This is a genomic window from Algibacter luteus (assembly GCF_030344935.1).
Classification (GTDB): domain Bacteria; phylum Bacteroidota; class Bacteroidia; order Flavobacteriales; family Flavobacteriaceae; genus Arenitalea; species Arenitalea lutea.
On record NZ_CP128313.1, the window covers coordinates 1,160,197 to 1,185,268 of the forward strand.

Consider the following 25,072-nt stretch of genomic DNA (forward strand, 5'->3'; position numbering starts at 1 on the left):
TTATGCAAGCAATATTAGGAGTCATATTTCACTCATTAGGGGGTGTAGCGGCAGGTAGTTTTTACATGCCATATAACAAAGTAAAAGGTTGGTCTTGGGAGACCTACTGGATGGTAGGGGGCGTAATGTCTTGGCTTATTGTACCTCCAGTAGCTGCTTATTTAACCGTTCCCGGATTTATGGAAATTATTGCATCAAGTTCGAATGCAATTTTAAGTTTTACCTTTTTAATGGGCTTGCTTTGGGGAGTAGGTGGGTTGTCTTACGGACTTGGAGTGCGCTATCTGGGGATGTCTTTAGGGAATTCAGTTGTCCTAGGGTTCTGTGCTGCATTTGGCGCAATTGTACCTTCAATATATTATAATTTTAATCCAGAAGAAGGGAAGGTTTCATTTACCGATATGTTAAGTTCATCAGGAGGTCAAGTTGTATTGCTTGGTGTTTTGGTTTGCTTGCTTGGTATTGCACTTTCGGGAAAGGCAGGAATGATGAAGGAAAAGGAATTATCTGATGAAGAGAAGAAAAAAAGTGTTTCAGAATTTAATTTAATTAAAGGGTTAATTGTTGCCATTCTTTCTGGTATTTTAAGTTCGTTTTTTAGTTTTGGTATTGAAGCAGGTAAGCCATTGGCCGATGCTGCTGTAGCTGCAGGATACGACCATTTATTCGCTAACAATGTAACATTCGTGGTAATTCTCTGGGGTGGCTTAGCAACAAATTTGGTATGGACAACTATATTGAGCCTTAAAAACAATTCTTATAAAGATTTTACAAATACAGCAACACCAATTGGTAACAATTTATTGTTTTCAGCGCTCGCTGGAACGATATGGTTTTTGCAGTTCTTTTTTTACGGTATGGGTGAAAGCAAATTAGGCAATGGAGCAAGTTCATGGATTTTACACATGTCAACCATTATTTTAACGGCTAATCTTTGGGGTATATATAGAAAAGAATGGAAAGGTGTTGCCAAAAAAACAAAATGGACAATTACAGTTGGAATAGTTGTTATTCTTTTATCTGTTGTTTTAGTCGGAATTGGGAATTCTATATAGATTTAGTTTTCTATTCTAATCTCGGCACAACTTAATATTCATAAAGTCTATATGAGCCGTTAAATCGTTTGTATTGCTATTGCCATAAGCGCTATATCTCGTGTAAACCAGCTCAATTGTATGATTATGTTCCATATGTTTTTGGTATTACCAATTTTATTTTAATCATGATAGTGCAGGATGCTAGTGATTTAAAACAGCCCTACTTTTACTTAATTAAACCAATAAAAAAGGAAATGAATAAGAGATTGCTTAATTTTTGTTTTACACTGTTAATCTCAACCTCAATATTGGCGCAAGATTATCCGTTTACGTTACCTTCAGATATGGAGGCAACTATTAATATAACTTCGACTTCAAAAGAAGAATTTAATAATTTATTACTCGGAACAAATACGCATCATTTTACAACTGCAGTCGAGAAAGATTTAATAAATAAATTAAAACCTATTACTATAAGATTTCCACATGGTTTATGGTCTAATTGGTATGATTGGCGACGTGATGTTACCAGGCTTTTTGGGACAGAAAGCTTTGAGTATGAACAAGGGGTAAATAAGACTATTAAAACAAAAACAGTAGACTTATTAGAGAGTATAAAAACATTTGATAGACTTAACATAAAAGTAGGAATTGATGGGCTTACAAGTTTAAATACCACCAGAAAATCAACAACAGGAAAGGGTTTTGATATGATGTGGACCTTTAACATGAGCGCTGATGGTACCGATTTTAATAATGGATGTCCAGAAACAATAGCACGATATGATGATTTAATTGCTAGAGGCTTTGAGGTAAAAGTTGTTGAAATGGGTAATGAGTGTTTTTATCCAGGTCAACGAAGTTCTATTATTCCAAATGCTGAAGATTATATTGCAAGAGCAAAGTCGATGTCTGCAGCTTTAAAAGCTAAAGATCCAAATATGAAAGTGTCTGTGCCACTTTTGAGAAGAGATAGTTGGGCTAACCCTAATTGGAATAGCGATTTAACAGAAGATCTTACATATTTTGATGCGGTGACTGTGCATACTTATGTGGGTTCAGACCCCGATGATTCAAGTAATAGTAACGAAGCTTATAGCACTGCACTTACAGCACGTAAACACTTAGGGAATTCTATTTATGATTATGCACATCAAGTAGCACCCAATAAACCCATTTGGTTAACCGAGTGGGGTGTAAAATCTGGTGGGCCAAATGCGGTATCTGCCTTAGGTATGGCAGATTGCTATATTTTTATGAGTCAAAATCAAGATGTTTTTGAGCGTGCAAACTGGTTTAGCGTAAATGGGAAATTAAATTCGCATTACGTTTGGGAAACTTATATTTCGCCAAGTGGTGTAGAACGTCCAAGAATTAAGTATCCTTTAGAAAAAACGTTGTTTGGTTCTGCCTACGAAATTATACGTTGGGCACTTGAAAATACTACATTAATTGAAAGTGATGTACAAGTTCCTAATCTTGTAGACGGGGTAAAATCTGTTAACGCTAGAGTCGTAACAAAAGACGGTAAAACCTCAGTTTTTGTTGTAAATCTTAGTAATCAAGATGTGCCGTTTCATGTGAATATTGATGGTGTGCCTTATACAGAACCAACAGTGCACAAAGCCATCTCGTTTTCAACTTTGGATGAAGAAAGAGCTATGGGTATTGATGTTAATCCGTTAACTTTAATTAGTGAAGGGAGTCAAAGTATTACTTTGCCTAAATTTTCAATAAATATAATTGAATTAACTAATGCATCTTTGTCTTCCTCAAAAATTGTAAAACAAAATGAGGTGCGTATATATCCAAATCCGAGTAAAGGTGTTTTTAACATAAAGCTTAACTATGAAGATGATACCCAATATCGAATCTATTCAATAAACGGTGTAGAAATTCAAAAAGGGAATTTTGTTTCTTCAAAAGAGATTCGATTTGAGACTAATCAAACAGGTATCTATATATTAAAATTAGAGGGAGCCCAAGGCGTCTCAACTCATAAAATTGTGGTCAATTAGATCTTTAATGCAAGGTTTTTTAAATTTATTTCAAATCTAAAAAAAGACAGATAACAATACGCTACCAAAATATTTTTGAGGTAGCGTTTTTGTTTTTTTAAAATAACAAATTATACGATTTATACATGATAGTACAGGATAAGGTATTTAAAGTATTCAAGTACCTTCAATAATTAAAATTTTGTAGAATAATATTCAAATTCAGACTATAAAAATGAAAAAAAACCAACTTCTATTTTCAGTATTACTTTTTACTGCTTTTTGTTTTTCATGCATTGAGAAAACAACGTTGAATACAACAATATCTTTTGATAAACTATTAGTTAATTCAAAAGTAAATCCATCAACCATAGAAAGTGAACAACCGCTTTTTTCATGGATTATAAATGCTGAAGGATTTAATAAATCGCAGTCAGCTTATCATTTATTGGTAGCATCTTCTGAAGAAAAACTAAATGAGTATGATGCTGATTTATGGGATTCAAATAAAGAAGAAAGTAGCAAATCGGCTTTTGTTAAATATAAAGGTGAGCCTTTAGAACCTTTAAACACCTATTACTGGCAGGTAAAAATTTGGGATGAAAGTGGGAATGCATCCAATTGGTCTGAGATTCAAAAGTTTGAAATGGGGCTCATGAATGAAGCTAATTGGGGAGATTCAAAATGGATTACTTTAAATAAAGATACTCGAACATCACCACACCGCTTTCGAGATTATCAAACAGGAAAAATGAAAAAGCCTGTACTTGTTGATGGTTTTGCAGCAGGCTATTTTAGAAATACCATTGACGTTAGTAAAAATATCGAAAATGCCCAAGCTTACATCTGTGGATTAGGCTACTACGAGCTGTATTTAAACGGCGAAAAAGTTGGGGACCATGTGTTAGATCCCGCGCCTTCAAATTATGATAAACAAGCTTATTATGTGAATTATGATATAACAGACCAATTAAAATCTGGAAAAAATGCCTTCGGAATTATTTTAGGAAATGGGTTTTACGGACAGAATATTTCTTGGAAAAACGACCCTGAATCTGAAAAAGATTTGGCTTACGGACCTCCAACAGTGCGATGTTTAATAAAATTAAAATATTCAGACGGGTCAACTTCAGATTTCTACACCGATGAAAATTGGAAAGAGGCTACAGGACCAATCGTATTCAATAATATTTATGGAGGTGACACCTATGATGCGCGTTATGAACTAGGAAATTGGAATACTGTTGGTTACGATGATGCCAAATGGGGTAATGCAAAAGTAGCATCTCCGCAGGTTAAAGAAATAAGTGCAAATCAAATTCCACCAATTAAAAAGTTAATGGAGTTTGAACCTCGAAACGTATTTAAAGCACCTGATGGCAACTGGATTGTAGATTTTGGACAAAATATTGCAGGTTGGGTTAAACTTAATGTTCAAGAAAAAGAAGGACAATTAATAGAAATTACCACAACTGAGGCACTATTAACCAATGGAAAAGATATTTTTCAAGGCTCCACAGGAGGCGGTGCAAATGGTATGGCTCAAATTTATAAGTACATCTGTAATGGCGATGGTATAGAATCTTGGGAGCCAAAATTTAGTTATCACGGGTTTCGATATGCAAAAATAAATGGCATTTCTAGCAAACCAGATGCTGAAATGATTAAAGCCGTTTTAGTAGCAACCGATATTCAAGAAACAGGAAGTTTTACTTGTTCGGACGAACTTTTAAATAAAATGCATAGTATCAGTAAATGGACGATTGTTGATAACGTTCACGGTATTCCTGAAGATTGTCCACACAGAGAAAAATGTGGCTGGCTAGGAGATGCACACGCCTTTTGTGAATACGCCTTGTACAATTACGATATGTACGATTTCTATAAAAAATATATGGAAGACATCCGTACCCAAATGCGGCCAACTAAAGGGCATAACAATCCAGATATCAAATTTCAGGTGCCCACAATGATTGCTCCAGGAAAACGCACATCAACTTACGCAAAAATAGACTGGGGTGTGGCAACCATGTACTTACCTTGGTATAATTACTTGTATTACGGAGATGATACGATTGTTAAAGACTATTATGAAGATATGAGAGGTTTAACTAACTTCTATCTTTCTTATAAAGGAGAGAATGGAATCATGCAAGATGGCATGGGCGATTGGTGTCCACCACGTTGGGATAGACGATTAAACCCTGAGGCTATGGAATGTGATCCGATTATTTCGGCTAATGCCTATTTTTATGATGTTTTAGGCATTATGGAAACTTTTGCAGAAATGAATAATGATAATTCATATGCACTAAAAATGAAAAATGAAAAACAAGCTTTGAAAGAAGCTTTCAATAAGGAGTTTTTAGTTACTATTCCAAATACATCATATAAATGGTATCAAAGTCAAACGGCAACTGTTCAAGCCTTACAATTTGGAATGGTGCCTGAGGAAGACATTGAAAGCGTAGTTAATGGTTTAGCTTATGATATTGTTGAAGTAAAAGGCGGACATCATTCTACAGGAATTCACGGAAACCGTTATATCTATACGGTTCTTTCAAAATATGGAAAAGCAGATTTAGCACATCAAATATTAACAACTCCAGAATTTCCGAGTCAAACTTATGTGATGAATTCCGGATTTACCACTTGGCCAGAACGTCAATTTGAATGGGAGAAAATGGAAGGTCCAACAAATTCTTTAAATCACCCGATGCACTCTGGATTTGCGGCTTATTTTTATGAATCATTAGGCGGTATTAAATCTTCAGAAGATCAACCAGGTTTTAAAGCATTTACTGTAAATCCTGAGTTTCCTACGTCGATTACAAAAACGGAAGTTAAAGTGCCAACACCTTATGGAGATATTATCAATAATTGGTCGATAAAAGATGACGTGTTAAGCCTAAATCTTGAAGTACCATTTAATACACAAGCTAGGCTTATTGTAACGCCATCAGAACTTGAAAGTTTAAAAATAAACGGGGAGCCTATTTCAGAATTTAAACAAAATAATACTTTTGAAATAGCAGACAGATTTGTAATTTTAGGTTCAGGAGATTACACTATAGCATATTCTAAAAACTAAGTTTACCAGACATTAAAAATATATAAAATATAAAGCATGAATCTAGCATACAAAACTGTTTTAAAACCCCTAATTATTATACTATTAGTGTCATTTGCCAGTTGTAATTCAAAACCAGAAAACAAAACAATAGCATCAAAAGATGTGGCTCAAGGGCAAACAGGAAGCTTTGGAGACCAAGGAGACGGCACATACATCAACCCTATTTTAAATGCCGATTATCCAGATTCCGATATCGAGCAAGTAGGTGATACGTATTATATGATTACATCCAAACAACACATGTCGCCAGGGATGCCTATTTTGGAATCTAAGGATATGGTAAACTGGACCAATGTAGGTCACGTATTTGATAGTCTGTCTTGGGCACCAGAATACAATTGGGATAGAATGAATGGTTATTCTTTTGGTACTTGGGCAGGCGATTTAGCCTATCACGAAGGCACTTGGTATTGCTATCAAATTGACTACCAACATGGTTTAATGGTGGCAACAGCAAAAGATATCAAAGGTCCATGGAGCAAGCCTATTATGATGCTTCCAAAGGCAAAAGTATTAGATGATCCAGCAGTATTTTGGGATGAAGAAGCGCATAAAGCTTACGTGATTATTAACACTGCAGGCAAGCAAAAAGCAGCAAGTAATAAAATTGAAGGCAATGAAAATAGAATTTACGAAATGAGTTGGGATGGCACCAGAATTCTTGATGAAGGTAAATTGGTTTATACAGGTATGGGTGCCGAAGCTGCTAAAATCTATAAAATAGATGGCACTTGGTATATCTTTTTAGCGCAATGGACCATGGGTGATACATCCACCAAACCAGGTGTTAAAAACCCAAAAAACGACCGTAAGCAAATTGTGCTGCGTTCAAAAGAAAGTATTTATGGTCCTTACGAAGTAAAAACTGTTTTAGAAAAAGGTACAGCCTTTAACAACCGTAGTGCAAGCCAAGGCGCATTAATGCAGGCACCAGATAAATCGTGGTGGTACATGCATCAATTGATTCAAAACGATACTATACCGTTTCAAGGGCGTCCACAATGTTTAGAACCTGTAAATTGGGTTGACGGTTGGCCAATTATAGGCATAGACGAAGATAACGATGGTATTGGCGAACCCGTAAAACAATATAAAAAACCAATAGATGGTTACCCAATTGTTGCACCGAGTTCAGACGACGATTTTTCATCGCCAAAATTAGGTTTCCAATGGGAATGGAACCACAATCCAAGAAATACACATTGGTCGTTAACCGAGCGTCCGGGTTGGTTACGCCTTAAAGCAAGCAAAATATTACCAAACGAAAAAGGCTACGGACCAAACATAAACGAGTGGACCAATAACGATGGGTCCGACTCCGATTTCTGGAGAGCTTCAAATACGCTAAGTCAGCGTATTATGGGTATAACCACAGGAACTGCCGAGGCAAAATTTGATATTTCAGGAATGAAACCACATCAATTAGCAGGCTTTGTACGCTATGGTGGCGTTTTCAATTTGCTAGGTATAGAAATGGACGAAAACGGAAAAAAACATCTGTTTTACATGGACCCAATGGCGCAAAAAACTAAAGGCCCAGAAATAACTGGAAACGATTTATACGTTAAAACATCAAATAAGAGCAACCAAGCTATCTACGAGTATAGTCTCGATGGCGAGAACTATAAACCTTTCGGTCCTACCTTTACCATTGCGTTTGGAAAATGGACGGGCGATCGTTTAGGCTTCTTTTCATGGAACGAAAAAGAAGATGCAGGATATATCGATGTCGATTGGTTCACTTATGATTATGATGGGCCCAAAGCGGCAAAACTTTAATTAAATATTTGGGCATTACCCGCAAGGGGTCGGGCTTTCCGCTATATCTTTTTAATATGTCATTGCGAGGAGCGAGCGACATGGCAATCTTTTACTGTATAGTTTAAAAACTATCTTTAGTCAAGTCGAGTATTAAAAAGGATGCCGCTGCAATCCCTAACGCGCTAATAGTTATGTTTATGCTTAACCACAAAAAAGTAAAATCTCAGTAGATTAAAAAAATAGTAAATATGCATCTGTCTAAAATATTCAGTTTCTGTTTAGTCTTACTAGTTTTTTTAAGTTGTAATAGCAAAGGGCAATTACAAAAAGAACAAACAAAACCCAATGTTTTATTTATTTTAGTAGACGATTTAGGCTATCACGATTTAGGAGTTACGGGTAGCACGTTTTATGAAACCCCAAATGTAGATAAATTAGCAAACCAAGGGATGATATTTACAAATGGTTATGCAGCAAGTCGCGTATGCAGTCCGTCGCGCGCCAGTATCATGACAGGGAAGTTCACCGCACGTCATGGTATTACCGATTGGATAGGAGCAAAAACTGGAGAGGCGTGGCGCACTAGAAATCGCCATGATAAATTATTACCGGCAGATTATGTACAAGCCTTACCACTAGAAGAAATTACTATCGCCGAAGCATTCAAAAGCAATGGCTATAAAACCTTTTTTGCTGGAAAATGGCATTTAGGAGACGAAGGCTCTTATCCTGAAAACCATGGTTTCGACATAAATATAGGTGGTATAGAAGCAGGTTCACCAAAAGGTGGGTATTTCGCGCCTTGGCAAAATCCTAAATTGAAAAATAATCAAGATGGTGAAAATTTAACCATCCGTTTAGCCAATGAAACGGCCGATTTTATTTCAAAACATAAAGACACAACATTTTTTGCATTTTTATCTTTTTATGCGGTTCATGCACCCATTCAAACTACAGAAGCAAAATGGCGAAAATACCGCGATAAAGCCGATAGCCTAGGCATTGCAGATTCAGGTTATAAGATGGAGCGTGTACTACCTATCCGTCAGGTACAGGATAATCCCATTTATGCAGGATTAGTTGAAACTATGGATGACGCTGTGGGTATTGTATTAAAAGCGCTAAAAGATAATGGTGTTGCTAATAATACGATTGTCGTATTTACTTCCGATAATGGCGGTGTAGCATCAGGAGATCATTATGCAACTAGTAATTTACCACTAAGAGGCGGAAAAGGCTACCAATGGGAAGGTGGTATACGCGAACCCTATTTTATAAAAGTACCATGGTTAAAAAATGCAGGTGTAAAAACAGAGTTTTCTGTAATTAATACCGATTTTTATCCAACGCTTTTAGATTTGGCTAATGTGCCATTAAATCCAGAGCAGCATAAAGATGGTATCAGTCTTAAGCCATTATTAGAGGGACAGCCATTGGAGGTAAATAGACCATTATATTGGCATTATCCCCATTATGGAAATCAAGGAGGAGAGCCTGCTTCCATAATTCAAGAAAATGGATGGAAGCTAATTCACTATTGGGAAGATGGTCGTGAAGAATTGTATAAACTACCATCACAAGAAAATGATGATTTAAATGTGATTGCTCGGTATCCTGAAGTTGCAAAATCACTTAGTGATAATTTATTGTTGTGGTTAAACAATGTAAACGCTAAATATCCAGTTGACGATACGAAATACAATAAAAATAAAGCTGAAACACGTTATTTAAATACCATTAATAACAAGTGGCCATCTTTAGAAAAGCAACGTTTAGAAGTTCTATCAAAAGATTTTCAACCCAATGAAAACTGGTGGAAAAGTAAAGTAACAATCGATTAATTTATTATGAAATTAAAAACAATAATCTTTCTGAGTTTGATATTTATCATGCTCATGTCGTGTTTAAACAAAGAAAATAAGAAAGAGTATCAAAATGAATCAGATTTCATATCTATATTCAACGAAAAAGATTTGTCAGGTTGGGTGGGCGATTCAACATATTGGAGCGTCAAAGAAGGTACATTAGTTGGCGAAGTAACTCCAGAAACTATTTTAGAACGCAATTCTTTTATTATTTATGAGAAAGCACAACCCAGTAATTTTGAATTAAAACTAGAATATAAAATTTCTAATTCTGGAAATAGTGGAATTAATTATAGAAGTGAACGCATAGAAAAGTTTCCTTTCGCCTTAAAAGGCTATCAATGCGATATTGATGGAAAAAATAGATACACAGGGCAAAATTACGAGGAAAAAAAACGAACCACTTTAGCTTACATGGGTGAAAAAGTAACTATCCCCTCTATGCCAGATAGTATTAGTAAAACAAACCTAAGAAAGAATGTAAAGAAAAATTGCTGGCAAACACGTATCGTATCCGATACTCTAGGAGACTTAAAGCAATTAAAATCTCATATTAAAGAAAATGATTGGAATAGCGTACATCTTATTGTTAAAGACAATCGTATGCAGCATTATATAAATGGTGTTTTAATCTGTGATGTTTTAGATTTAGATACTGAAAACAGAGCAAATAAGGGGTTTCTCGGAGTTCAAGTTCACGTTGGGCCACCAATGAAAGTACAGTATAAAAATATTAAAATAAAGCATTAGGTTTAATTCTAAATGCAATATCTATATTCTTTAGTTTTTCCATCATTTTCAAGAACAATAATAGATCCGATTCTGTCATTTTTTGGAAAAAGCATATTGAGGCCGTCTTCAAATATTTGGATAAATTGGTGAATATTGAGCCAATTTTTTAGTTTTCAGCCATGATAGAGCAGGATGGCATTTTTAGATTAACTTTTTAAATTTGATATTAGTAACTTATTAAAAAAAACCACATTATGTTCGCTCCCAATAAAAAAATAATTGTTTTACTAGTACTTGTATTTGCTAGTTTTGTAATGTTTACCTGTTCAAAATCTGACGATATTGGAGACATAATTATAGAAAATCCAGAGCCTGAAGAACCAGAAGAACCAGAAGCGCCAGTAATAGTTGTAGATCCAAATAATTTAGTGACTATTAACACAAGTTCAGTAGTTGGGCAATTATATAACTTCTGGTCTACTAGACCAATGGTTAATCAAACCAGATTTGCAAGTTCCAGTTTTCGGTCTTCGCTTGATCCTATAAAGTCTTATGTAAAAAGTTACAATATGGTGAGAGTTCTTGGAGGAAGAACTGATAATTTAAACGATTTTTATAAAGGTGTAGATGGCTCAGGAAACATTATAACAGATTTTAGTGGTTTATTAAGCAGTATGCGTGGTTTCATGCAAACAGGTTTCAAACCAAGAATTGTTTTAGATAATGTGCCCTGGGAAATGAATGCTGTAAAAGAGGTGAATACTTATGGAAATACAAATCCACCAGATGATTATAACATTTGGAGACAATACATAAATGCATTCTTGCAAACGCTTATCACTGAGTTTGGTATGAATGAAGTTAAAACTTGGCGTTTTAGAGTAGCTACAGAGCCAAATTACTCACCTCAACACTGGAATGGTACAAAAGAGGAATTTTTTAAGCATTATGATATTACTGTAGATGAAGTTTTAAAAGTAATTCCTGATGCCATTATTGGTCCGGGAAATAATTTAACAGAGGGCGTAGCGACATATACCACAGAAATTATTGACCATTGTGCAAACGGTACAAATTATGCAACAGGAGAAACAGGTACAAAAATGGATTTTTTCTGTTTTTCATATTATGAGAAAATGGATGAAAATAAAGTAAGACTCCCAGAAACTGTTCAAGCATTTAGAGCAAAACTTAATAGTTACCCTCAGTTTAGTAATATACCTTTTGATATTCAAGAATTTGGAATATTGCGTGACGAAAATAGAGTTCGAGGAGTGAGTCTAACAGATGCCACAGAATTTGGGGCAAGCTGGTATGCTAGAATAGCAGATTTAGCTTACGAGAACAGAATCACTGAAATTTATGATTGGGGACAAGAAATAGAATCTAGCGATCTGCCCCAAGGTAGAAGAAATGTGACTGAAATGTTTTTGAAGATGGAAGGAGGTAATAGGCTAGAAGCTATAGAAAGTTTAAGTGGTCATGCGGGAGTAATTCCTGTAGTTAAAGGCGATATAATCTACCTATTGGTTTATAATCATAACACAACTAGAACGAGCACGTCAAAAAGAACCTTGTATCCGCAATTAGAAGGCGGCATAATTGCTGGTGGAACAACTTGGAGAATGAATGAATGGACGGTTGATAAAACGCATGGTATCATGATGCACGAGCTTTATAAAGATGTTAGAGCTGCTGGTGTAGGTGAAAAAACGAATGGACGTATTTATGGGAACAGACCTTCAGATCGTTTTGAAGATGGATGGAAAAACGTGCTTAATGCCAACTTATCAAAATATACCCAGTTGGCTGAATTACCTCAAACCATTTCAGGTTCTTTAATTAAAAAAGTAGAAGGTAAACTTACGTTAGAAGTTGATTTAGAACCGCATAGTGTTAAACTTATCGAGCTTATTCCTCAATAACAGAAGAATGTTTAGTTAAAATTAATTAACGATTTGTTTTTTTAATAGATCAGGATAAATATTAACCTTTCATATAGCCTTTTACGTATTTTTTATACTTATTTGGGATTTTATCAATTGATTTAATCTTTATGGTCTTATAGAACGCTTCTGCTGCTTCTGATTGAATTTGAATACGTCCTTTTTGCAACGGTACAATATTATCATCTAAATCTTTATGACGTGAATTAAATAAGGCATTTACAACTTTTCCGTTCACAATGTGTAAACTTGTGCCTTCAAAACAAATTAATTCTAAGGTATTCCATTCGCCATGCGGATTTTCATTGTTTAAACCTTTGTTGCAATGCGCCGGAAATTTTTTTTCTGTACTTGAAAATGTATGGAGTTGACCTTCAACTGCATAATCAAATTCTTTTTGGCCTTCTTTTTTTACCGATGGAATATCAATGATGGTTCCAGCTAAAGCATAATAATCTCCCATATCACCTTCCTGAACTTGAAATTCTTGAGATTGCATCCAAACATTCCAAAAGGCCCCATTTGGTCCCGTACAATGGTATAAAATACCACTATCTCTTTTACGCAGCAACCTAGGTTCCCAAATGTTTTTACCCCATTTAAATTGTAGTTTTAAATGATAGTTTTCATATTCTTTTTTAGAAGTTAAAGCGCCATAAATTTCACCAGATATATGAAGTACTTGCTCACCTTCAATTGTTGTTTTAAAGTCAAATACTTTTTTAGGGTCGTTATTTAATCCTAAAGGTTTAGCATTTTTACCATCGCTTTTTGGGTCTACACCTTCTAAATCCTTCACTGTAGCATGCGGAGCACCAATAAATACATCCCAATTTTTGTGAGGATTGCCATCAATTAAATTGGTCCATTTTTTTGAAATCGATGGTTCTTTTTTCATGCCCGAAGCCCATAAAATACCACCTTCAATATGACTGTAATATCTTGAATCGTTATAAATTTCATCCGTATGTCCTAAGCCGGTATAAAAAACACGACCACCATCATATATATGATACCAACTTATAGGGTGATTATCGGTATCCATTTTTTTGCCTTCATAAGAAGATTCGTCTAAGGAAGCTAAAACAGATACATGTTTCCCAACAGGTTTTAAAAAATTATACCACTCGTCCTTAAATACTTCTTTGCTTTTTAGTCCGTTAATGGCTGGATGATTACATTCTGTATTTATATTAAGAGTTGCTTCTTGTACTTTAGGATGATTTTTAAAAGTTGCCCCAATCATTTCAGTAAACCAGCCCCAGTCTTTTTCAGTGTCAGAAGCCGCATGTATCCCAACAAAACCTTTACCTCGTGAAAAATAGTTTTGTAGCGCAGCTTTTTGTGCTTCAGAAAAAATATCGCCCGAAGTATTTAGGAAAACTAAAACTTGATATTGTGAAAGATTGCTAATGCTAAAATCATTTGAATCCTCAGAAAACTTTATATTCCAATTATTTTTTTTAGCCATATCTGCCAAAAACTCTAGGCCTGTGGGGATAGATTTATGCCTAAAAGCTTGTGTTTTGGAGAATACTAAAACTTCTAAGTTTTTTTCTTGAGTAAAAGACATACTTGTATTAAAAAAAGCTATTAATAAAACAAAAGAAAGTTTATAGTTCATGTTGAAGATTATTTTTTGTAATGTGATTACTTAAATTTTTTAATTATGTGATCTACAGTATTATTAAATTGATACATTTTATAGTCATCATCAATTACTTCTCCATTTTTAGCAATAACTACATATTTTGGAATTCCATTAAATTTAAATAACTGGCGTAAGTAATTAAACTGATCATTTGATATTCTAAAAGTATTCACAAGTTCCTGACTTTCTACAAACTTTAAATATGTTTTTTCTGGTGATGCATTATTACTAGTAATAAAAACAAAATCAATGTCTGGATTGTTTTTGTATTTAGCTCTAGTTTCTTTCATTCTTTTTATAGAGCCAACACAAGGTGGACATGTTGTTGCCCAAAAATCTACAAACAATATTTTTCCAGTATGTTGTTTTATAATATCATTAAAAATACGTGTTGGTTTCCCTTCTGGTAGTTTAGTAGTGGTAGCGTTTAATGTTGAACTTGTAATACCAGAATTTGGTGAATCGTTTAGAATATTTTTTTCAACTAGAGGAAACTTTTTGCTTACAATTCTTTCTCCTTCCTCTATTAAAAAAGGGTCATCAATGGTTTTTTTTAATGCATTCCAATAACTTCTAGCATTTTCATTATCAGCTCTATCAATATCATACTTTAGGCTTCTAATTTTAGTCATATCATGAACAATATTCTTGTCTAAATGATATACGTTTTTTAAAACAGAATCTCTTAAACGCCACTTCTCCATATTAGTTTCTGTAATATCATCCCTTTGCTTATCGATTAAAGGTTGTATATATTTCGAATTATAGGCTTCAAGTGCATCTATATAGGGTTTGCTGAATTTTTTTTGAAAAGATTTATAATCTTCGTAAGATTTAAACTTTAAGTTTTTCGATTCTTCTCGCAGCTTTTTATCGTTTTCTGTTAGTTCAATTTTATGGTTTTCTAAATATTGAGATAAAGTTATTTCAGGGTCAATTTTTATTTTATTAAGCTTTGGGTAAATACTAATAGGTTTACTATATTCAAATCTGTTTACAAATGTTGAATACGTATTAGGAACTAATAAAGCCTTATTAAAGTCTATTTCTTTTAAAAAGCTATAATAATCATCTGCAACGGGTAGTTTTAAAATAGTGTTTAAGGTGTCTTTTTTTGCTTCATATTCTCTTACTCTCAAAAAATCAAACAAAACTGTAGCATACCTTGTAATTAAAACGTTTTGTAATACTTGTTTTGTTTTATTGTTTACATCGTTATTTGTAATGTATTTTTTAAGTAAGTCTTTGTTTATTTGATATGTAGATTCTTGTTCTTTTCTAAATGCTGCAGGTGTTTGATTTTTAATTTTTTCTTTTAAGGCTCTATAATTAAAATCTTCAACAGTAAAATTCATTAAATGTCTATTAATTTCAGCTAAAGGCCCTTTAAAAGTTGTTTTTTTAAACTTATAACGAGATGAAGTGCTTCTTCTATAAATGGCTTGTGTTAAAAAATCTTCCCAATCAAGTATCATGGCTAGGGTTTGTCCTGGTTCAATATAATAACTTACCGTTGATTTATTTATGCTTAAAAAATTTGTTTCTGGGTGAATTAAAGGTAGTTCTGCTTCAAAACGCCCATCCTCATGAACTTCAATAACAATTGGATAATCTTCTCTAGTAATATTATTACCTTGATATACGATACCTGTATCAAATTTTAATCTCTTGTCATAACCCTTTATATAGCCAATTAACTTTGATTTCTTAGGATTGAAAAATTGATTAGAATTAAAATCTTTAATTGGGTATTCATTTACTTTATCTAGTTCCTCCTGTATCCATTTGTTTACATGTATAGGTACTTCCTTAGGTGTTGGTTCAGCACTTTTTTGTTTTGTTAAAGATATCCCGTAAAGCGCATGCTTAAAATCTATTTTTTTAACATTTTTGTCTAAGGGAGGAAAAACCAGTACAACTGTTTTTTCGCCAGATTCTGGTATATAAATTTTTTCATCAAAATTATAATCTTCAATTTTTATAATAGTATACTCTTTGCCAGTTTTGCAGTCTTTTAAAAAATCATTTTTACTAAATTTTAAAAACCAACCTGGAAAAATAGAACCACGAACATAAACTCTAGTTTCATTTTCTGTAAGTTCTATTTTATCAACATCATAGATGCTTGATCTTTTTACTTCGTAAGCAGGATTTTCTATGACTTTTTGAGCCAATAGTGTCGTGGTTAAAAAGAGAAAGAGTAAAGATATTAATGCTCGTTTCATGAATTATCAGATTTTGGTAAATTAAAAGGTTTGTATTGTTTTTTGTTTCAATTAGAGTCTAATTTTTCTTTAATTCTGGGTTATGTCTTACATACTCATTCAAAAGATTCTTTACGACATCTACACTCCCAGCTTTAAGTCCATTATTAACATTAGCCCCAGTAATCCAAAATAAAATCATACCAGCATCAGAGCAATCCCATTTGCCTTTTTGGAAATTTACTATGTTATCAATTTCTGCAAGGTTTCCTATCGTCCAAATTAGTCTTATCCGTGGGTCTTGATGGTTTTTAGCCCAATCCCATTGTTCGATATCTACTTTTAAATTAATATTTTGATCTGGGATTCGCACTTCCTCAATGCCAAAATCTAATATTTGTTGCCAAGTATAATAATCGCCAGCGTTATCATTAGCAGGGTGATGCGTTACAACTTTTACAAATTGGTGTTTTTCAGTAGGTGTTATTTTTAAGGCCATACCAATAATATCAGGCTCTCCTGCTTCAATAATCCATAGAGGATCGTCGGCAGTTGATGCATTTATAGCCCAAGCTAAATCGTTAATGGTTTCTTCTTTTTGCCATAGGGCATCGTAAAACGTAAGCTGTTCAAATCCGCCCCAACGACGTGCCGTCATGTCGCAAGCTACTTGCATTAAATGGTGTCTTTCTTTTTCGGCTTTTTCAGAAATTCTGTCGTCTCGCACTAAATCGCAACTATGTGAATAATGTACAAGTCTATCCTCAAGACCTGCAGATCTAAGTAATGCAATAGAAATGGCTGTACCCCCAAGATCATCAGGGTCGGGTGAATTTCCATCGGCAACTATAGCAATACGACCTTTGGGTGGTTTAACTATTTGAGCGGCTACAGTTATCGAAATCAATGAAAAAATGAATAGAAATAGTAAAGTTTTGTGATGCATTTTAAAAATATGTTTTAGGCTTTTATGTAAAGATTGTAAAGTGTGTATAAATGTTTTTAGTTTTGATAATATGTAGATGAGGCATTTTGTATAGATTCTCCTTTTCCAACAGGCGTAAAAACAATTCCTGCCCATCGACCTCGAGTCCATTCTACACCATCGCTACCTATTTTACTTGTTACTGTAATAGTATCTCCTTTTTTTATTGATACATTTTTCCATAGGGCATTAAATTTTTTGCCTTCTTCAAATAGTCGTTGAGTTAATTCAGGTGAATAACTTCCAATTTTTTCATTATTTATTGAAATAGTGAAGGTAGATTTACCATCATTTTCTCCCACGCCAACAAACACAACATCATAAGTTCCAGATTCAAAATTAAAGATGGTACTAGTTTTGGCTTCTTCATATTTTTTTGGGTTAATCGCTAGCCAATTTTTTCCATTTTTGTAAAAGTTTGTTCCTTCAACTGGGAATTCTTGAGCAGCAATACATCTGGTAGCTTCTGAAGATCCACATATTGTTTTGAAATACGACGGAACTTTAACTTCAGGAAACGGTTCTGGCAGGACTCCATGAGTGACAATGACTTTCGGGCCTTTTTCAATAGGAACGTAGTCGATATCTTTAGTTAAAATAAATTTATCAAACTCAAAACCATCTTCCCTCATACTAAATTGAATATCATGAATTCCAGGGTTAGGTATATCTAAATAAATTTCATGAGGAACACCACAATGTATTTCTTTGGTTCGTTGTTTACTTTCCCAAGTCCATTGATTTTTTCCTTGACACCATTGCATACGTTGGCCATGTTCTGGCCATGTGCCATTTAAGCCAACATGTATGCCATTATCCTCTCCGCCAGTGCTAAATGCGCGTACCCATACATAATAACGACCTGGAGTGTTAAACTTTACCTTGTAACTTAAAACACCCATTTTACCGGGTTCATTAGTGAAATTTTCTCCATGTATTAATTGGTCATCGTGCGTCACACGCTCATCGGGTAATATTTCAAGGTATGCATTATTACTAGCATCATAACAATGTTGTGCATCATCATCACGTCCTATTTTTGGTGCTTCATTCTTGGATGTTATGTACCATTGTCTTAATTCTGCTAAGGATTGCTTGTAGAAAAATTCGGCTTCTACTGCAACAATGCCATCTTGTTCTTCAAAAATTATAGAATCATTAATTATTGAACGACCGAGTAAGTCTTTTTGAGCAAAACTTTTGAAACAAAATATTCCAATGATTAGTGTGCTTATAAATTTTAATTTGATGTTATTCATCTAGCTTTTTGTTATTATAATTCTTGTGTTTTGTTTTTCTAATTTGGATTCTAATAGTTTAAATATAGACACTAACAGTTAGTTGTGTAACCTGTTCTATCCTGTAATACATTTTTTATTGAATATTATTGAGAATATGATAGTTTGAAATTATAATTCAGCACAGTTCAGAACGGTTAGTACAGGATGGTTGACAAAATATTCCGTAATAGATTTAGCCTTCAATAAACAATTAACTAAATATTTATGAATTCAAAAACTACACAAAAATCCCATTCCGGTTTGAAGAAAATCTGGATGTGTGCAGCGTTGCTATTATTTTCAATGGCAATGACAAATGCACAAACGGTTTCGGGTACCGTAACGGCAGATGGCCAGCCACTGCCAGGAGCTACAGTTCTATTAAAAGGTACAACAAAAGGAGCAAGTACCGATTTTGATGGAAATTTTACAATTGAGGCAACACCAGAGGGTGTTTTGGTTATTTCTTACATCGGTTATGCAACCAAAGAAGTAACTGTAGGGAATCAAACTCAAATTAATATTAGCCTAGATGAGTCTAATGAGCTCGATGAAGTTGTTGTAATTGGTTATGGTACACAACGAAAGTCTGATTTAACTGGTTCGGTATCTTCAGTAAGTTCTGAGGATTTAACTGCGATTCCAGTATCAAGGGTAGATCAAGCACTACAGGGTAGGGCTTCTGGTGTACAAGTAACTCAGGTAAATGGTGCGCCTGGAGCAGGAACAGTTATTAGAGTAAGGGGAGGTAACTCCATTACAGGTAGTAACGAACCGCTTTGGGTTGTTGATGGTATTGTGGTTGGAACAAATTTCAACTTGAATAATATTAATAGTAATGATATAAAATCTATTGAGATTTTAAAGGATGCATCTTCAATTGCTATTTATGGTTCAAGAGGTGCAAATGGTGTTGTTTTAGTAACTACTAAAAATGGAGCCGGAATAGGTGCTGGAAAACCAGAAATAAGTGTAAATCTTTATACAAGTTCGCAAATATTACCGGAATTACCAGATAGACTTTCTCAAAGAGAACAAATAGAATTTACAAACGAAAGTGCTCGTTTTAGATCAGCTGCAGAGCCATTTCCTAACGACCCATCTACGTATCCTGACAATGATTGGGTAGATTTAGTTTTAGGGCCTGCTCCAATTTATAATGCGGATGTTTCTGTTTCTGGAGCATCAGATAATGTTAACTACTATACCTCATTTAATTATTTTAATCAAGAAGGTATAGTTAAGAGCTCTGGTCTTGAAAAATATATTTTCAGAACAAATTTAGACCTTAAAATAAGTGATAAGGTAAAAACAGGGTTTAGATTAAACTACTCTAGATTAGAGCAAGATAATGCGCTAGCTAGTTTTAGTCAAGCAGCTTTTGGAATAGCTAGAACACAACCTATCTATAATGACGATGGATCATATAATGGATTTGATGATGTTTCGGGGTCTCCGTTCTCAAACCCATTGGCTAATAGGGAATTAGATATTAATGAAACATTTACTAATAACTTATTAGCAACGGTTTATTTAGAGTGGAGTCCTGCGCCAAAATGGACTATTCGTTCTACATTCAGTCCAGAATTTAATAATATCAAACAAAACAGATTTAATTCTAGTCAGGCGCCAGATTTACTTTCAGTAGGAGAGACTGGGCAAGGAAGTGCTAGTGTTCGTACTGTTGCTAGTAATGGGTGGAATAATGAAAATACTATTCAGTTTACGTCTGATATTGGTGATGACCATAGTATTACTGCTCTTGCAGGTGCGTCTTTTCAAAAAGTGTCAACAGAGTCAGCAATGGCTGAGGCATTTGGTATTACAAGTGACGCTACAGGATTTAATAATTTAAATAATTCAGACCCTACAAGATCAGTAGTAACTAGTGACTTTTCTGGGTTTCAAATTGCATCTTTTTTCGGACGTTTAAATTATTCGTATAAAGATAAATATCTTTTAACTTTAGTAGGAAGAACGGATGGTAGTTCTGTTTTTGCTGAAGGTAATAAATATGCATTTTTCCCTTCAGTAGCAGGGGCTTGGAAAATATCTGAAGAAGATTTTATGCAAGATCAAAATATTTTTCAAGATTTAAAATTAAGAGCAAGTTGGGGTAAATCAGGTAATCAAGCCATTGACCCATACAGTACTTTTGGTTTGTTAACAGAAGCGAATACAACACTTAATGGTGTAGAAGTTCCTGGTTTAACTTTAGGTAGGCCATCAAATCCAAACTTACAATGGGAAACTACAAGTTCATTTGATATTGCTTTGGAAGCATCTTTATTCAGAGGGAAAGTTTTCACAGAGTTTAACTATTACTATAAGAAGACCGAAGATTTATTACTAGACGTTACTATTCCTAGACAAACTGGTTTTAATAGTCAGTTACAAAATATTGGTTCTTTAGAAAATAAAGGATGGGAATTACTTGTAAACTCTACAAATGTTAGCACATCTAACTTTAATTGGAATTCTACAGTAACATTATCATCAAATAAAAATGAAATTTTAGACCTAGGAGGTGTAGATTTTATTGATATTGTGGTAGATCCTATTATTGGTTCAGGTAATACAAGATTAATTGTGGGTGAATCAGTACCTGTCTATACGGGAGTTAGATACTTAGGGACTTGGAAAAGTCAAGCCGAAATTGATGCATCGGGTAGAACAGACCCTCAGGTTGTTGGAGGTTCTCATTTTGAAGACCTAAACGGAGATGGTATTGCTTCAACCGAAGACGCTGTTGTTTTGGGTAGTCCATTCCCTGATTTAATTTTTGGTATTGAAAACTCATTTTCATACAAGAATTGGGATTTTTCTTTCTATTTTCAAGGTACATCAGGTAACGAAGTATATAATTTATCAATGCGAAATAATTACTTTAATCGCGGGGAGGCTGTAAAATTTGGAGACTTACGTGACCGTTGGACGGTAGATAATCCAACCTCTGACATTCCTAGAGCTGGTGCAGATTCTGTGACAAATACACCGAGTAACTCGGAGTATGTTGAAGATGGATCGCATATACGTCTTAAAACTTTAAGACTAGCTTATAATTTCCCTGTTGATCAAATGGGATTAGATGGAATTAAAAATGCTACGGTTTATTTTTCAGGATCGAATTTATTATTATTTTCTAATACGAGATTGATAGATCCAGAAGCAAGTAATTTTGGTCGTAGCAATATAGCACAAGGATATCTTAGTGCTCAGTATCCTAACCCAAGAGTTTTAACACTTGGTTTAAACGTAACTTTTTAAAAAATTCGACATGAAAACAAAAAATATAATTTTATACGTCTTTATAGTTTTCACATGCTTTAGTTGTGAAAGCTTTTTAGAAGAAGACCCAAAAGCGCTTATTTCTCCTGAAACCTTTTTTGCTTCGGAAAATGACGCAAGACAAGCAGTGCAAGGGATGTACGCTATTTTAAAGAACAATTCCATTTATGGGCAAGTAGGTCTTGATCATTTTTATGATAATGGTTGTGATATTATTGAGCCTAACCGTGCTGCAAACTTTGTAGAACCCATGGGGAATTACTCAATGAATGAAGCTTTAGCAGATGTTTCTGTTCAAAAAATGAGTGTTTCTGATACATGGAAAGATTTTTACAGAATCATATTAAACGCCAATGTAATTATAGATAGAGTAACAGGTAATGAAGCTGTAGGAACTCAAGAAACGCGAACAGATATTATTGCTGACACTAGATTTATTAGAGGTTTATGTTACTGGCATATTACTAATCTGTGGGGTGACGCTCCTTATTACACCGAAGTGTTAACTTTAGAAGAGATTGGTTCTTTAGGAAGAACACCTGAAGCTACTATTTTAGCCGGAGTTTTAGAAGATTTACAGTTTGCGCAAGATAATTTAAAAGATGCTTATACTGGCGATCAAAGTGGTAGAGCATCTAAATGGGCTGCTGCAATTGTAATGGCTAAAATTTATATGAAGCAACAGCAATGGCAATTAGGTTTAGATAAATGTTTAGAAATTATAAACCAATCGCCACATAGTTTATTGCCGACTTATAATGAAGTGTTCGATCAGTTTAATGAATATAATGCTGAGATTATTTGGTCGTTAGATTTTGCAAAAGATATTACTGGGCAATTTGATCCAGCGTTTCCTGGCGCCGCTTTTGCAGGTAATAGTAACTGGAGACCAAGTATGTTTAATCCACGTTTAAGAGATGAGCCTCTTAATACAGATGAAAGAGGTGCTTTAGGAGATGCACTTAGAGCTAGAGGAGAAGCTTTTAATGGTACAGGATTACAAATAGCATCGAAGGATTTTGCAGAGAAATTCCCGATGAATGATTTAAGAAGAGAGTTAAATATTGTAGACAACTATTTAGGTTTCGATCTAGTATTTCCATATATGGCAAAATTCTGGAATTTAGAATTAGACAGATCTCCACGTTTTAACCACTCTGATAACAGAATGATATTTCGTTTAGCTGATGTACATTTAATGGCTGCCGAATGTGAAAATGAGCGCCCAGGAGGAAACCCAAATACGGCTTTTGAGTATATCAGACCAATTAGAGAGCGTGCTTATGCAACTCAAGTTGAAGCTGAAGCCATTTTAGGACTTAGTCAGCAAGAATTTAGAGAGGCTATTTACGATGAGCGTAAGTGGGAGTTGGCTGGAGAATGTACAAGACGATACGACTTAATCAGATGGGGAATATTACTTGATGTTGTTCAAAATTTAGAATTTAGATTTTGGAAACCAAACGAAAATATCAGACCATGGCATGTAAAATTACCTATTCCTTTACAGGAGTTAGAGAATAACCCAGCGTTATTGGAGTCAGACCCAACAAATAATGGATATAGATAAAATTTAGTTTAGTTTTAGTGTTAAAAGACCGAAAGATTTATGCTTTCGGTCTTTTATTTTTTGTAAAATGATGTACTCGTTTTTTAAGTCTATAAACTTATTATTTAAATTTCCCTTTTTGCAGAACGGTACAGGATACAAATCTGATATCAACATGCTATTTTTGATTTAAGAAATAGCTCATTTTAATTAAATACAAAATCTTTTATCATGTTAGTAAAAGTTCGATTAATTCTACTTGTTTTTGTTTTTAGTACCGTGCATTCGTTTTCACAAATTAAACATGGTCTCAGAGATGAGTTAGGAAGACACATCATACCCAGAGGGTTTGTAATAAATACAAACGACCATAAAGGTGAAGTTTTTTTTAATAGTGATGACTATGTACGTCAGGTAAGAATGGGTGCTAACACCCAAGTGGTTCGTTTAGAACTGGGTAAACTTAGTAATTTTCCTGGTGGTAAACTTGTACCTAACTATCTTAAAAAATTAGACTCTCTTGTGGCATTAGGTAGACATTCAGATATCAAAACAGTTTTCAAAATGACGGTTTACGGTGTAGACAAGTTTGTTTGGGAAGAGTTTTGGCAAAACAAAAAGAATGAATACCAAACTTACATGGATGCTTGGAAAGTTATCTGGAACAGATATGCGAATGAGCCCTATGTTTTAGGCTATGACGTAGTTAACGAACCCAGAAAGTTATCTATGGATATTTCTTATGAAGATCTTACTAATAAATACCTCATTCCTCTATATCAAAAAATCATTGATGAAAGCCAAAAAATAAATCCTGACAAAATGATATTGTTTCAGTCCATCTTTATGAACAAAGGTGAGAAAATAGATAATAATCAATATTCAGAAATAACGGCTCCTATCAACCGAAAGAATATCATTTTTGCGCCACATATATACCAAAATGATATTAGTTTTATAAAACGTAATATGGATAGATTCGATAAAGAATCTGATATGCTAAAGGCCCCAATTCTTATTGGTGAATGGGGGTTCCCAACGTTTGCAACTACAGATACCATTATAGAAGGTAATCTGGGGCAATTAAAATATAGAGAACTCTATATACGAACCGCCGAAGTTTTTGATCGTATGGGCGTTGGCTCCATAAAAGCTTGGTTTTTGGGCAATAGAACCATGCAAAATTTCCTTCCTGGTGGGCCTTCAACATGGTCAATCTTTAGTGATAAAACAGATGCCGGAACTGTAGAACGTAAATATATTACAGATGTAATCTCACGTCCTTTTCCGCAAACTATTGCCGGAGATATTCAATCGTTTTTATTCAATCATGCCACAAGAACTTTAAATTTAAATATAAAAACAGATAATAGTAAAGGTGCTTCCAAAATTTTTATTGGTGCCAACCGGCATTATCCTGACGGTTTTTCAATTATTATAAATGATGATTTTGTAATGTATTACAACCCTTTAAAAAAAGTAGGATTAGAAATATATAAAGCACCAGAAGGATCAAATCCTTCAGATTTTATTTGGGATGAGAACAGTCAAAAACTAATTATATTAAAATGGCCTTTTAACCAAGAAGAAGTTAATTTAAAAATTCTTCCAGGAATCCGAAACTTTTAAGAAACTAACTATAAA

At 34.2% G+C, this 25,072-nt stretch carries 14 protein-coding genes; 10 read left to right on the top strand and 4 right to left on the bottom strand.

What is annotated here, in order from left to right; genetic code table 11:
* Positions 1-2 precede the first annotated feature (2 nt).
* From rhaT to O5O44_RS04970, 7 genes are all read left to right on the top strand, one after another.
* Positions 3-1,055 carry an L-rhamnose/proton symporter RhaT gene (rhaT, locus tag O5O44_RS04940; RefSeq protein WP_289195973.1) on the top strand — a complete coding sequence of 351 codons (1,053 nt, stop codon included), beginning with the start codon at positions 3-5 and terminating at the stop codon, positions 1,053-1,055.
* Between the two features lie 236 nt (positions 1,056-1,291).
* Positions 1,292-3,055: a T9SS type A sorting domain-containing protein gene (locus tag O5O44_RS04945; protein WP_289195974.1), complete on the top strand. Its 1,764-nt coding sequence runs from the start codon at positions 1,292-1,294 to the stop codon at positions 3,053-3,055.
* 214 nt (positions 3,056-3,269) lie between these two features.
* Positions 3,270-6,125 (top strand): alpha-L-rhamnosidase, encoded by a 2,856-nt coding sequence (locus tag O5O44_RS04950; RefSeq protein ID WP_289195975.1) that lies wholly within the window; start codon positions 3,270-3,272, stop codon positions 6,123-6,125.
* Between the two features lie 36 nt (positions 6,126-6,161).
* Complete coding sequence (locus tag O5O44_RS04955; protein ID WP_289195976.1) at positions 6,162-7,946, top strand: glycoside hydrolase family 43 protein; 1,785 nt, start codon at positions 6,162-6,164, stop codon at positions 7,944-7,946.
* Positions 7,947-8,176: 230 nt separating this feature from the next.
* On the top strand, positions 8,177-9,769 hold the full coding sequence (locus tag O5O44_RS04960; protein WP_289195977.1) for a sulfatase: 1,593 nt from the start codon (positions 8,177-8,179) through the stop codon (positions 9,767-9,769).
* 6 nt (positions 9,770-9,775) lie between these two features.
* Positions 9,776-10,543 (top strand): 3-keto-disaccharide hydrolase, encoded by a 768-nt coding sequence (locus tag O5O44_RS04965; RefSeq protein WP_289195978.1) that lies wholly within the window; start codon positions 9,776-9,778, stop codon positions 10,541-10,543.
* Positions 10,544-10,779: 236 nt separating this feature from the next.
* Positions 10,780-12,450: a GH39 family glycosyl hydrolase gene (locus O5O44_RS04970; protein ID WP_289195979.1), complete on the top strand. Its 1,671-nt coding sequence runs from the start codon at positions 10,780-10,782 to the stop codon at positions 12,448-12,450.
* Positions 12,451-12,511: 61 nt separating this feature from the next.
* Here the strand turns inward: O5O44_RS04970 and O5O44_RS04975 are convergent, their stop codons facing one another.
* The 4 genes from O5O44_RS04975 to O5O44_RS04990 are packed head-to-tail and all read right to left on the bottom strand — an operon-like array spanning position 12,512 to position 18,570.
* On the bottom strand, positions 12,512-14,095 hold the full coding sequence (locus O5O44_RS04975) for a ThuA domain-containing protein (RefSeq protein WP_289195980.1): 1,584 nt from the start codon (positions 14,093-14,095) through the stop codon (positions 12,512-12,514).
* Positions 14,096-14,121: 26 nt separating this feature from the next.
* A complete protein-coding gene (locus O5O44_RS04980) occupies positions 14,122-16,347 on the bottom strand; it encodes a TlpA family protein disulfide reductase (protein WP_289195981.1) in 2,226 nt (741 codons plus the stop codon).
* A gap of 58 nt (positions 16,348-16,405) precedes the next feature.
* Positions 16,406-17,272 carry a hypothetical protein gene (locus O5O44_RS04985; protein WP_289195982.1) on the bottom strand — a complete coding sequence of 289 codons (867 nt, stop codon included), beginning with the start codon at positions 17,270-17,272 and terminating at the stop codon, positions 16,406-16,408.
* A gap of 56 nt (positions 17,273-17,328) precedes the next feature.
* On the bottom strand, positions 17,329-18,570 hold the full coding sequence (locus tag O5O44_RS04990) for a hypothetical protein (RefSeq protein ID WP_289195983.1): 1,242 nt from the start codon (positions 18,568-18,570) through the stop codon (positions 17,329-17,331).
* A gap of 246 nt (positions 18,571-18,816) precedes the next feature.
* Between O5O44_RS04990 and O5O44_RS04995 the strand changes: the two genes are divergently transcribed.
* The 3 genes from O5O44_RS04995 to O5O44_RS05005 all read left to right on the top strand — a co-directional run bounded on the left by O5O44_RS04995 (position 18,817) and on the right by O5O44_RS05005 (position 25,057).
* Complete coding sequence (locus O5O44_RS04995; protein ID WP_289195984.1) at positions 18,817-21,858, top strand: SusC/RagA family TonB-linked outer membrane protein; 3,042 nt, start codon at positions 18,817-18,819, stop codon at positions 21,856-21,858.
* A 10-nt stretch (positions 21,859-21,868) separates the two neighbouring features.
* On the top strand, positions 21,869-23,449 hold the full coding sequence (locus tag O5O44_RS05000; RefSeq protein ID WP_289195985.1) for a RagB/SusD family nutrient uptake outer membrane protein: 1,581 nt from the start codon (positions 21,869-21,871) through the stop codon (positions 23,447-23,449).
* A gap of 210 nt (positions 23,450-23,659) precedes the next feature.
* A complete protein-coding gene (locus tag O5O44_RS05005) occupies positions 23,660-25,057 on the top strand; it encodes a cellulase family glycosylhydrolase (protein ID WP_289195986.1) in 1,398 nt (465 codons plus the stop codon).
* The last annotated feature ends 15 nt before the right edge of the window (positions 25,058-25,072 follow it).